Here is an 11556-nt window from a genome sequence, read left to right as displayed (position 1 = left end):
CCTACTGGATGTCCGGGATGCCGTCCCCGTTGAGATCGGCGCAGCGGTTCTTGGTGTCGAGCAACGGCTGCCGGATGGCGGTCATCTCGTTCTTGACCTGCGGGTTGGCGTTGAAGTAGTCCTCGACCTTGGCCTTGGTCGTCTCCGGATCCAGGCCGTTGAGGCTGGTGAAGAACACGTTGACGTCCGGATGGGTGAACAGGTAGGCCGACGTCGATGCCGACACTCCCGACGCCACGCCTGCAAGGTCGGCGGCGGTGCAGTTCGGCGGCGGGACGGCCAGCGCCGAAGGTGCGGCGAACAGCATCGCCCCGGCAACCGCGCCGGCCCCGAGGGCACCGACAACCGCGCGACGGGCTGTGAGCATCATGGTCAAGCTCCTTCGTTGAACGTTGGTCGGCCAGCTCGGGTGGACCCCGATGGACCACCGGCGCATGTCTTCTGACCGGGTGCTAACCAGAGAAAGCTAATCAGATTCCGACCGGAGTTTCCCGCCTTGTCGCAAAGCAATCACGGCGAGTTGGGAAACCGCAGGTCACGGGGTTTGTGGCGCATGCCACACCGGCCCAGTCCTGGTCGGACGGGCCTGGGCCGGATCCCCGCGATCCGGCCCCGTCGCCGAACCTAGCTCGTCAGATCCCCGGCGCCGACATCGATGCCGCCGCAGTTGTTCTTGATGTCGATCAGCGGCTGGCGGATGGCCGTGAGCTCGGCCTTCACCTGGGGGTTGGCATCGAGGTACTTGGTGATCTCGGTCTGGCGCGTCTGGTGGTCGGCCCCCTCGAGACCGCTGTAGAACGCGTTGACGTCCGGATGGGTGAACAGATAGGCCGAGGTCGAAGCCGACACCCCGGAGAGCACCCCGGCGAGATCGGCGGCACTGCAGTTGGGCGGCGGGGCGGCCAGCGCCGAGGGTGCGGCGACGAACATCGCCCCGGCAACCGCGCCCGCTCCCAGGGCACCGACAATCGCGCGACGAGCTGTGAGCATCATGGTCAAGCTCCTTCGTTGGACATTGGGCGGCCAGCCTCCGTGGACCCCGTGGACCACCGACTCGATGTTCTGACCGGCGTGCAGACCACAGAAAGCTAATCAGATTCCGACCCGAGTTTCCTGCCGTGACGCGACCAATTGCCCGAACTCGAAGAAATGCAGGTCATTACCGCCTGTGGCGGTTGTCACACTCGAACCGGTGCGGGCCCGGCCGGAGGTCTGGCCAGAGGTTGCCGACCGTCACCGCGAGGCGGTGCCGGCCGGGCCGGGCAGCCGCCCCTGCCCCGCCGGCGCCGAGGTCGTCGGTGCCGCGCCGCTCCCGGTGCCGGTCCCGGAGCCGGTCCCGGCCGTGCCCGAGACGGCCTGCGCGGCCCCGGTCAGCCCCGGCGCCGCACCCGCCGCCGCATCCGGAAGCCCGTTCTTCTGGGCGGCCTGCACCAGCCCGAGCACCTGCGACAGGCTGATCGGCAGATTGCACCGGTTCGCCAGCGTGGCCAGGGGGGCCTGGATCTCCTGCATGTCGGCGGCCGCCTCCGGGTTGGCGTCGAAGTAGGTCGCCAGCGCCGCCATGGACTGCGGCCCGGCGGGCCGTCCCGCGACGATCGTCAGGGCCTGGTTGGTGCGCGGATGCGCTTCCAGGTAAGCGCCGGTGTCGTCGGCCACCGATCCGATCGTCTTGGCGATCTCGCTGGCCGCGCACGGGTTCGGCGCGGCGGAGGCCGCCGGCATCCCCGGCAGCAGAGTCAGCGCCGCCGCGCCGCCGGAGGCGGTGACCGCCAACAGGCCGGCAAGGGCCCGCCGTGCGGGGCCGGAGGGCCGGGAAGGTCCGGTGCTGGGGATCGCAGAAACCATTCGGTGTCGACTCCTAACCGTTTGCACACAATCTGCCGGCGTCGCGGGCACGAATACCTGGTGACTGTCGGTGTCACGGTCGGGCGTGCTTCCGCATCCTGGCGTACGGATATCGGCAGTACATCGGTGCGGCTGGCGTAGATGTTACGTGCGGTCGGAGTCGTCGCAGTTCACGCGGCCACGCGACCGTCCCCACACAGCTCGCTGCGGTACGCTCACGACACGCCACCCGGGGAGAATGCGGGGAGACCGACATCCAGCAGTTCATGATGCGCCTGAGCAGCGGCCTACGTAGGTTCCGCTGGCTGGTCTTCACCGCCTGGTTGCTGGTCCTCATCCCCGCGGTGTGGCTCGCGATCACCCAGTCCGACCACCTCACCGGCGGCGGGTTCGAGGTCGAGGGCTCCCAGTCCCTCGACGTGCAGTACCGCCTCGAGGACCACTTCCCCACCGAGGGGGCCTCCCCGCTGGCACTGGTCGCCGCGCCGCGGCCCGACGCCAGCTACGACGACATGAACGCGGCGGTGGCGCGCCTGGAGCATATCGCCGGCGAGGTTCCCAGCGTCCGCGCGGTGCCCAACCCGACCCAGCCGCCGCCCCAGCCCGACCGCCCCTACGTGGTCTCGCTGCAGCTGGACTTCGACAACACCGGCGCGGTCGACGTCGCCAAACAGCTGCGCGCGAAGGTGGGCGTGCACGGCGACGAGCCCGGCGAGATTGCCGACGGCAAGGTGCGGCTGTACGTGATCGGTCAGGGCGCGCTGGGCGCGGCGGCCTCGGAAGCCACCAAGCGTGACATCGCCGAGGCCGAGAAGTGGAACCTGCCGGTGGTGCTGATCGTGCTGCTGGCGGTGTTCGGCTCGCTGGCGGCCGCGGCGGTCCCCCTGCTGCTGGGCATCTGCACGGTCGCGGTGACGATGGGCCTGGTCTACCTGCTGTCGATGGTGACGACGATGTCGGTGTTCGCCACGTCGACGGTGTCGATGTTCGGCATCGCGGTGGCCGTGGACTACTCGCTGTTCATCCTGATGCGTTTCCGCGAGGAACTGCGCGGCGGTCGCGACCCGCAGCAGGCGATCGACGGGGCCATGGCGACCTCCGGGCTGGCGGTGGTGCTGTCGGGCCTGACGGTCATCGCCTCGGTGACCGCCATCTATCTCATCGACACCCCGGTGCTCACCTCGATGGCCACCGGCGCGATCCTGGCGGTGGCCGTCGCCGTCCTGACCTCGACGACGCTGACACCGGCGGTGCTGGCCACCATCGGGCGTTCGGCGGCCAAACGGTCGCGGCTGCTGCACTGGTCACGCCGGGGCGAAACCACCCAGTCCCGGTTCTGGACCCGCTGGGTGGGCGCGGTGATGCGCCGGCCGTGGGTGTCGGCGCTGGCGGCGACGGTGGTCCTGTTGGTACTGGCGGCCCCGGCGTTCTCGATGGTGCTGGGCAACAGCATGCTGCGGCAGTTCCCCGCCTCCCACGAGATGCGCGGCGGTGTGGGGGCCGCCGCCGAGGCGCTGGGCCCCGGCGCCCTGGGGCCGGTGCGGGTGCTGGTCACCTTCCCCGACGGCGACGCCAACTCCGCCGACCACGCCGCGACCCTGCAGGCCATCAGCGACCAGATCAGCCACGCGGTCAACGTGGTCTCGGTGGCCCCACCGGTGTTCGGCGAGGACAACAGAAGCGCCCTGCTGAGCGCGGTGCTGGCCGTCGATCCCGAGGACATGGCCGCCCGCAACACCGTGGACTGGCTGCGCGCCAGGCTGCCCACGGTGCCCGGCGCCGAGGGGGTCCAGATCGACGTCGGCGGGCCCACCGCACTGATCAAGGACTTCGACGACCGGGTCGCCGAGACCGAACCGCTGGTGTTCGTGGCGGTGGCCCTGATCGCCTTCGTGATGCTGCTGGTGTCGATCCGCTCGGTGTTCCTGGCCTTCAAGGGCGTCCTGATGACGGTGCTGTCGGTGGCGGCCGCCTACGGCTCCCTGGTGGTGATCTTCCAGTGGGGCTGGCTGGAGGGGCTGGGCTTCAGGCCGCTCAACTCGATCGACAGCACGATCCCGCCGCTGGTGCTGGCGCTGACCTTCGGGTTGTCGATGGACTACGAGATCTTCCTGCTGACCCGCATCCGGGAGAGGTTCCTGCAGTCCGGGGACACCCGCGACGCGGTGGCCTACGGGGTCAGCAGCAGCGCGCGCACCATCACCAGCGCCGCGCTCATCATGATCGCGGTCTTCATCGGGTTCGCCTTCGCGGGCATGCCGCTGGTCGCCGAGCTGGGGGTGGCCTGCGCGGTGGCCATCGCGGTCGACGCGACGGTGGTCCGCCTGGTACTGGTGCCGGCGTTGATGGCCATGTTCGACCAGTGGAACTGGTGGCTGCCGGGCTGGCTGAGCCGGATCCTGCCCTCGGTGGACTTCGAGAAGCCGCTGCCCAAGATCGATCTGGGTGATCTGGTCATCATTCCCGACGACATCTCGGCGCTGGTGGCGCCGGGCTCCGATCTGAAGATGGTGGTCAAGTCCGCGGCCAAGTTCAAGGACCTGGCCCCGGACACGGTCACCGTCTCCGACCCGCTGGCCTTCACCGGCTGCGCGGGGCTGGGCGGGCTCAAGGGGTTCCGCGGCGGGGTGCGGGGCAGCGAGGACCCCCGGGCACCGGGGACAACGCTGACCCGCAGTGCACGGTCGGGGACCAAGTCGGCACGCCCCGTGCATCCGGTGACGCTGTGGCGGGGCCGGCTGGCAGTCGCGATCGACGCGCTCGGTCTCGAGCACCCGGCGCTGCAACGGCTGCGCCCGCTGGAGACCACCACCGTGCAGCTGCCCACCGGCGACCGCCTGCAGATCCCCACCTGCGCGGAGACCCTGCGGCTGAAGGGCTTCCTGGTGCTGTGCCGCAACACCGCCGAGGACTACCGCGAACTGGCCGATCTCGCCGACGCGATGCAACAGGAGACCGCGGGTATGGTGCTTGCCGGGATGGACACGTACTACTGTGGGCAACCGTCGAGAACACAGTGGGTGGCCACCCAGCTGGTCCGTCGGCTGTCGGACCCGCAGCCCTTCGATGAGGAGGCGTACGCGGGGACGCCTTCCGGTTCCCACAGCGTCGCGGGTGGCGGCTCGTACCGGGACCTGGGTCGGGACTTGGACCGGGCCTCGGATCGGGACTTGGATCGGGACTTGGATCGTGACTCGGACTGGGCCCAGACCAGGCAGCGTTGCCTGGGCGTAGCCGTGGCGATGCTGGAGGAGGCGAGGTGACGTTGGCTGCCGGTGACGTCGGCAACGCGCGCCCTGGCGGTGCTCCCCAGCCGCCCGAGCGCATGTCCGGTCACAACCGTCCGGTCGAGTTCTGGCCCACCTCGGCGATCCGGTCGGCCCTGGAGACCGGTGACATCACGGTGTGGCAACGCATCGTCGTGGCGATCAAGCGGGACCCCTACGGCCGGACCGCCCGCCAGGTCGAGGAGGTTCTGGAGCATTCCGAGCCGCTCGGCATCTCCAAGGCGCTCTCCGAGGTCCTGGTGCGCAGTCGCCACCACCTGGAGGCCGTCGAGCGCGCCGAGGTGGCCCGCCAGATCGCGGTCCTGCTCGAGCGCTCCGGCCTGAGCGAGCAGGAGTTCGCCTCACGCATCGGCCTGCCCAGCGCCGACCTGGCCGTCTACCTGGAGGGCCGGGTCAGCCCGCCGGCCTCCCTGATGATCAGGATGCGCCGGCTGTCCGACCGGTTCTACAAGATGCGCTCCCAGCGCCCCGGCGACCGGCGCTAGCCGCCCGCCGGCGGCGCGTCGATCGGCGCGACGTCGACCACCTGCCACCGGCCGTCGGTGTTGATCAGCGACACCCGCAGCGCCAGCACCGCGCGACTGGGCTGCTGGCCTGGCGCGTTCTGGGTGGCACGCAGCACGACGGCGACGCTGGCCGCGGCCGGCCCCAGCGCCTCCACGCCCGCCGAGATGGTCTGGGCGTGCGCCGAGATGTTCTTGCGCGCGAGATCCTTGGTGGACGCGCCGAAGTTGGCCCTGAAGGCCTGCGCCTGCTCGGGAGCCATCAGCGCCGCGGCCCGGTCGATCGAGGACATCGGGTCCTGCGGGGAGAAGGTGGCCGTGGCCTCGGACACCGCGGTGGCCAGCCGGACCACCTCGTCGGCGTCGCGGTTCATCGCACGGTCCGGTTGCGTCCAGTGGGTGTAGCCCACCGCGACCGCGGCCACCAGTGCGGTGGTCACCAGGCCCGCCGAGACCAGCCGCAGCAGTGGTCCCTCGTCGTCGGTGCCCACGGTGACCCGGTCGCGCCGCCACAACACCACGTTGACGACGACGGCCTGCACGATCAGCAGGCACAGGATCGAGGCCGCCGACACCCACCACAGCGGCCAGCCCAGGAACACGCCGATCATCACGACGCCGGCGATGGCTCCCAGTGGCGCCAGGACGTCGAAGGCCAGCACCCGCCACGCGTTCCTCACCGCAGCGACTCCAGCCGCGAGATCAACAGCGCGCCGTCGACGTCGGAGACCCCCAGGCGCAGGTTCCAGCGCACGGTCTGGGGTTTGGCCGTGGCGTTCTGGCTGACCGACGTGGCCACGACGATGACGGAGTCGGTGCGGCTGGCCATTTCCGGGGGCAGCGCGTCCGGGGACGGGGCCGGGCCGGCACCCGGTTTGGCGTCGAGATCGTGGTGCACGGTCTCGATCGCGACCGACCTGATCTGACCGGTGGTCCGCGACTGCAGGGTCCGCACGATGTCGCGGTAGGGCTCCATGGTGGCGTCGAAGTCGGCGTTGAGCTGCCCGACGCTGCCGTCGCGCAGCTTCTGCAGACTGGCGTCGACGTTGTCGGCGTTCATATTGATCAGCACGCCGGTCCAGTCGGCGGCCGCCTGCATGACATCGGTGCGGTAGGCCAGCTCGTCGACGTGGTCGCGATGCTGCGACCAAATCACCGCGAGCAGCACGACGGCCACCAGCGACAGCGCACCCAACACCGCCGATGCGGCGCCGTAGCCCGAAAGCACGCCGCCCGACGGGGACTGCTCGGCGGTTTCGTCGGCACCGTCGTCGTGCTCGGCCTCGGGCATGGGCGTGAGGGTACCCGGCGGGTTCTGGAAGGATGGCGGGGTGACGGTAGAAGCCATCCGCTCGGGAATCGACCTGAGCCATGTCGACGACCAGACCCGACCCCAGGACGATCTCTTCGGCCATGTCAACGGCCGCTGGCTGGCGGAGTACTCGATCCCCCCGGACCGCGCCACCGACGGCGCCTTCCGGTCGCTGTACGACCGTGCCGAGGAGCAGGTCCGGGATCTGATCACCGAGGTGGCCGCCGGGGCCACCAACGGCGGAGCCGTTACATCGGCCACCGACGGCGGAGCCGTCAAGCCCGACACCGACGCGCAGCGGATCGGCGATCTGTACGCCAGCTTCCTCGACGAGCAGGCCGTGCAGCGCCGGGGCGTGCAGCCGTTGCTCGACGAGTTGGCGCTGATCGACGCCGCCCCGGACGCGCGGGCTCTGGCCGAACTCCTCGGCGCCATGCAGCGCACCGGCGTCGGCGGCGGTGCCGGCGTCTACATCGACACCGACTCCAAGGATTCGACGCGCTACCTGCTGCACGTCACCCAGTCCGGGATCGGGCTGCCCGACGAGTCCTACTTCCGCGACCCGCAGCACGCCGAGATCCTGGCCGCCTACCCGGCGCACATCGCGGCGATGTTCGCCCTGGTCTACGGTGGCGACGCCGCGGCCCAGGCGGAGCGCGCCGAGCGGATCGTGGCGCTGGAGGCCACCCTGGCCGATGCGCACTGGGACGTGGTGAAACGCCGCGACGCCGACCTGACCTACAACCTGCGCCGCTTCTCCGACCTGGTGGCCGAGGCGCCCGGGTTCGACTGGGCGGGCTGGCTGCGGGGCCTGGGCGGCTCGCCCGAGACGGCCGGCGAGCTGGTGGTGCGCCAGCCCGACTACCTGACGGGGTTCGCCGCGGCGTGGTCGGACACCGAGCTGGAGCGGTGGAAGGACTGGGCGCGCTGGCGGCTGATCCACGCCCGGGCCGGGCTGCTGACCGACGGGCTGGTCGCCGAGGACTTCTCGTTCTACGGCCGCACGCTCAGCGGCACCGAGCAGATCCGCGAACGCTGGAAGCGGGGCGTGTCACTGGTCGAGAGCCTGATGGGCGACGCCCTGGGCCGGCTGTACGTGCAGCGCTACTTCCCGCCCGAACACAAGGCGCGGATGGACGTGCTGGTGGATAACCTGCGCGAGGCCTACCGGGTCAGCATCGACGAGCTGGACTGGATGACCCCGGAGACCCGCCGGCGCGCGCTGGCCAAGCTGGACAAGTTCACCGCCAAGATCGGCTACCCGAACCGCTGGCGCGACTACTCGACGCTGGTGATCGACCGGGACGACCTGTACGGCAACGCCCGCCGCGGCTACGAGGTGGGTTTCGCGCGCGAGCTGGCGAAGCTGGGCGGCCCGGTCGACCGCGACGAATGGTTCATGACGCCGCAGACCGTCAACGCCTACTACAACCCGGGGATGAACGAGATCGTCTTCCCGGCCGGGATCCTGCAGCCGCCGTTCTTCGACGCCGACGCCGACGACGCCGCCAACTACGGCGGTATCGGTGCGGTCATCGGCCACGAGATCGGCCACGGCTTCGACGATCAGGGCGCCAAGTACGACGGGGACGGCAACCTGGTGGACTGGTGGACCGACACCGACCGGGCCGAATTCGGGACCCGCACCACCGCGCTGATCGACCAGTACGACGACTTCGTGCCCCGCCAGCTGCGCGGCCACGACAATCCCCAGGGCCCGCCGCACGTCCACGGCGCGTTCACCGTCGGGGAGAACATCGGCGACCTCGGCGGCCTGTCGATCGCGCTGCTGGCCTACAAGCTGTCACTCGGCGGCCGCGAGGCACCGGTGATCGACGGCCTCACCGGTGTGCAGCGGGTGTTCTTCGGCTGGGCGCAGGTGTGGCGCACCAAGTCCCGCGATGCCGAGGCGATCCGCCGGCTGGCCACCGATCCGCATTCGCCGCCGGAGTTCCGCTGCAACGGTGTGGTCCGCAACATCGACGACTTCTACCGGGCGTTCGGAGTCGAGGAGGACGACGAGCTGTATCTGGAGCCGTCCCGGCGGGTGCACATCTGGAACTGAACCGTCGGGTGAGCGGGGGGCGGCCGGCCGCGCTCAGAACAGCTGCCAGTCCTGGGCGCCGTCGTTCTGGTTGTACAGGCCGACCGAGTTCTTCACGACCACCGGGTCGCCGCTGCCGAAGTTGTCGAAGAACCACTGGGCGTTCGCGGGGCTGAGGTTGATGCACCCGTGGCTGACGTTGCGCTCGCCCTGGTCGCCGACCGACCACGGCGCGCTGTGCACGAAGATGCCGCTGTTGTCGATGCGCACCGCGTCCTGCACCTTCAGCTTGTAGCCCTCGGCGGAGTCCACCGGCACCCCGTAGGTGGAGGAGTCCATGATGATGTCCGGGAACTTCTCCAGCACGTAGTAGGTGCCGTTCTTGGTCTCGTGCTTGCCGTCGGGCTTGCCCATCGACACCGGGAAGGTCTTCTCCAGCTTCCCGTTGCGCATGATCTCCATCTCGTGGGTGCTGTCGTCGACGGTGGCCACCAGGTAGTCGCCGGTCCGGAAGCTCGACTTGGTGCCGGCGGCGTCGATGGTGACCACGGTGTTCGACGGCCAGAAGTCCTGCGGGCGCCACCGCACCTGGGAGTCGCTCGTCCAGTAGAACCGGCCCGGCACGGGCGGGTTGGAGGAGATGTGGATGGCGTCCTGGGCCATCTGGCGGTTGGCGATCGGCACGGCGAAGTTGATGATGATCGGCTTGGCCACGCCCACCATCGCGCCGTTGACCGGGTTGAACGACGGCGGCCGGAACGGCGGGCTGCCGGTGAACGGCAGCGGGTTCTGCCCGGCCGGGGTGCCCTCGGGGATCACCGCCGGAGCCCCGTAGTTCTCCACCGGCACCGACCCGGATTCCGCCGACCCGGCGGTCGACCCGGCGGCCGATTCGGGGGTGGCGTCCAGCGGGGCCAGCGGGTCGGCCACCGACGGGGCGGCGGGATCGGCGGGGTTCACCTCGGGGTCCGCCCCGGCCGGTGCGGCTCCCAGCACCAGCGACGCGGCCACGCCTAGGGCGCCCACCAGTGCACCCAGGGGGGCACCCGTGCTCCACCTACGTGATGGGTTGCGCATAACCCGACCTCCACTTCGATCTCTTCGTTTCCAGTGTGGCACAGCCGGCGGACCAGCTATCCCGGGTTGCGCCACACCGGGGCGCCGCGGGCAGCCGCCGACGCCGGGACACACTTCCTGGGGGTTTCTGGGAGTTTCATCGCCGCCACCACGGCGTTCGTTACGCCGAGCCGCGCTCCGGCGGGGCACCGAAGAGCCCACGACTGGCCACCACACCGGCCAGCGCCGTGGCCACCAGCAACCCCGATCCGGCGACCATCACCGCGATTCCCGCGGTCTCGTAGACCAGCCCGCCCAGCAGCGAACCCGCCATGATCCCGACCTGGAAGGCCGCGACGTACAGGCCGGAGGCGCCGTCGGGGTCCTCCGGGGAGGTGCGGATCGCCGAGGTCTGCAGCATCGGCGGCACGGCGGTCGCCAGTGCGCCCCACAACACCACGACCGCCACTCCGGCCACGGTCGTCACCGCCGGGACCGTCACGGCCGACGCGACACCGGTGGCGAGCACCGCCAGAACCGCGAACGCGGCCGTCATACCCACCAGGGCACTCGTCAGGGTGGCTTTCGGGGCGCGGTCCAACGGCCGGGCCAGCAGCGTCATCGCCACCAGCCCCGCGACCCCGTAAGCTGCCAGCACCCAGGCCGCGCCGGCGCCACCGATCCCCACCACGTCGCGCAACAGCACCACGATGAAGGTGTAGGACATGAAATGGCCGGCCACGCCCAACAGCGTCAGGCCGCACAGCAGGACCAGGCTGCGGCGGTATCGCTGCCGCCGGCGCCCGGGACCCGCGGAGACGGCGGGCAGTTCCGGCAGCATCCAGCGCGCCGCCGCGGTCACCGCGGCCGCCGCCAGCGCGATCACCGCCGTCGCCGACCGCCATCCGGCGAGCTGACTCAGCGCCGCGGTCAGCGGGCTTCCGACGACCAGCGCCAGGCCGGTGCCCAGATAGACCGCGGTGGTGGCGCGTCCCGCGTAGCCGGCCGGAACCAGCCGCACCCCGATCGGTGCCAGCACCGACCACATCAGCCCGTGGGTCAGCGCCGTGGTCATCCGGCCCGCGGCCAGCACGGTGAAGTCCGGCGCCAGCGCACAGACCACCTGTGACAGGGTCAGACAGACCAGCGTCACCAACAGCGTCCGGCGCCGCGACCAGTGCGCTGTCGCCCGCACCAGCGGAACCGTCATCGCTGCCGCGACCAGCGCATAACCGGCCAGCAGCGTCCCGACCAGGGCCTCGCTGACGTTCAGGTCCGCGGCGATGTCGGGCAGCGCTCCGACGGGCAGCAATTCGGCGGTGACGTAGACGAACGCGGCGGCCGACAACACGCCGAGCTGGGCCGCGGCGCGGGGGGACCACGGGCGGAGGGGCACTGTCCGGGGCCGCGCAGTCATGAGTTGCTCCTCGGTATCGAGGCTCACGGTAGCGGTTGCCGACGCCGTGGCCGCGTCACCACGCGCGGCACCACCCGCCGGTGCCCGGGCAC

At 70.6% G+C, this 11556-nt stretch carries 10 protein-coding genes; 3 read left to right on the top strand and 7 right to left on the bottom strand.

Features of this window, described 5'->3' with window-relative positions; all coding sequences use genetic code 11:
* Position 1: 1 nt before the first annotated feature.
* The 3 genes from CSR00_RS05775 to CSR00_RS05765 all read right to left on the bottom strand — a co-directional run bounded on the left by CSR00_RS05775 (position 2) and on the right by CSR00_RS05765 (position 1845).
* A complete protein-coding gene (locus tag CSR00_RS05775) occupies positions 2–370 on the bottom strand; it encodes a heme-binding protein (protein ID WP_099021442.1) in 369 nt (122 codons plus the stop codon).
* 254 nt (positions 371–624) lie between these two features.
* Positions 625–993: a heme-binding protein gene (locus tag CSR00_RS05770; RefSeq protein ID WP_099021441.1), complete on the bottom strand. Its 369-nt coding sequence runs from the start codon at positions 991–993 to the stop codon at positions 625–627.
* Positions 994–1233: 240 nt separating this feature from the next.
* Positions 1234–1845, bottom strand: a complete 612-nt coding sequence (locus CSR00_RS05765; protein ID WP_099021440.1) for a hemophore — start codon at positions 1843–1845, stop codon at positions 1234–1236.
* A gap of 266 nt (positions 1846–2111) precedes the next feature.
* Here CSR00_RS05765 and CSR00_RS05760 point away from each other — a divergent pair, with 266 nt between their 5' ends.
* A complete protein-coding gene (locus CSR00_RS05760) occupies positions 2112–5108 on the top strand; it encodes an MMPL family transporter (protein ID WP_099021439.1) in 2997 nt (998 codons plus the stop codon).
* 62 nt (positions 5109–5170) lie between these two features.
* Positions 5171–5617 (top strand): transcriptional regulator, encoded by a 447-nt coding sequence (locus CSR00_RS05755; RefSeq protein WP_099021438.1) that lies wholly within the window; start codon positions 5171–5173, stop codon positions 5615–5617.
* Here the strand turns inward: CSR00_RS05755 and CSR00_RS05750 are convergent.
* Complete coding sequence (locus tag CSR00_RS05750; RefSeq protein ID WP_099021437.1) at positions 5614–6315, bottom strand: hypothetical protein; 702 nt, start codon at positions 6313–6315, stop codon at positions 5614–5616. The two genes, CSR00_RS05755 and CSR00_RS05750, sit on opposite strands and share 4 nt — an antisense overlap.
* Positions 6312–6926, bottom strand: a complete 615-nt coding sequence (locus tag CSR00_RS05745; protein ID WP_099021436.1) for a hypothetical protein — start codon at positions 6924–6926, stop codon at positions 6312–6314. The genes CSR00_RS05750 and CSR00_RS05745 overlap by 4 nt, the downstream gene beginning before the upstream one ends.
* Before the next feature lie 40 nt (positions 6927–6966).
* Here CSR00_RS05745 and CSR00_RS05740 point away from each other — a divergent pair, with 40 nt between their 5' ends.
* Positions 6967–9012, top strand: coding sequence for a M13 family metallopeptidase (locus CSR00_RS05740; protein ID WP_245905849.1), 2046 nt, complete (start codon positions 6967–6969; stop codon positions 9010–9012).
* Positions 9013–9045: 33 nt separating this feature from the next.
* Here the strand turns inward: CSR00_RS05740 and CSR00_RS05735 are convergent, their stop codons facing one another.
* Positions 9046–10068, bottom strand: coding sequence for a L,D-transpeptidase (locus tag CSR00_RS05735; protein WP_099021434.1), 1023 nt, complete (start codon positions 10066–10068; stop codon positions 9046–9048).
* Between the two features lie 160 nt (positions 10069–10228).
* Positions 10229–11464, bottom strand: a complete 1236-nt coding sequence (locus CSR00_RS05730; RefSeq protein ID WP_099021433.1) for an MFS transporter — start codon at positions 11462–11464, stop codon at positions 10229–10231.
* Between the last annotated feature and the right edge of the window lie 92 nt (positions 11465–11556).

Source organism: Mycolicibacterium palauense (assembly GCF_002592005.1).
Lineage (GTDB): Bacteria > Actinomycetota > Actinomycetes > Mycobacteriales > Mycobacteriaceae > Mycobacterium > Mycobacterium palauense.
Note: the sequence above shows the minus strand (reverse complement) of the source record. Positions and strands in the feature narration are given on the sequence as shown.

What these genes read in the sequence shown, in the direction of transcription:
- CSR00_RS05775 (WP_099021442.1), bottom strand. Translation starts at nt 370, where the DNA reads ATGATGCTCACAGCCCGTCGCGCGGTTGTCGGTGCCCTCGGGGCCGGC.
- CSR00_RS05770 (WP_099021441.1), bottom strand. Translation starts at nt 993, where the DNA reads ATGATGCTCACAGCTCGTCGCGCGATTGTCGGTGCCCTGGGAGCGGGC.
- CSR00_RS05765 (WP_099021440.1), bottom strand. Translation starts at nt 1,845, where the DNA reads ATGGTTTCTGCGATCCCCAGCACCGGACCTTCCCGGCCCTCCGGCCCC.
- CSR00_RS05760 (WP_099021439.1), top strand. Translation starts at nt 2,112, where the DNA reads ATGATGCGCCTGAGCAGCGGCCTACGTAGGTTCCGCTGGCTGGTCTTC.
- CSR00_RS05755 (WP_099021438.1), top strand. Translation starts at nt 5,171, where the DNA reads ATGTCCGGTCACAACCGTCCGGTCGAGTTCTGGCCCACCTCGGCGATC.
- CSR00_RS05745 (WP_099021436.1), bottom strand. Translation starts at nt 6,926, where the DNA reads ATGCCCGAGGCCGAGCACGACGACGGTGCCGACGAAACCGCCGAGCAG.
- CSR00_RS05735 (WP_099021434.1), bottom strand. Translation starts at nt 10,068, where the DNA reads ATGCGCAACCCATCACGTAGGTGGAGCACGGGTGCCCCCCTGGGTGCA.
- CSR00_RS05730 (WP_099021433.1), bottom strand. Translation starts at nt 11,464, where the DNA reads ATGACTGCGCGGCCCCGGACAGTGCCCCTCCGCCCGTGGTCCCCCCGC.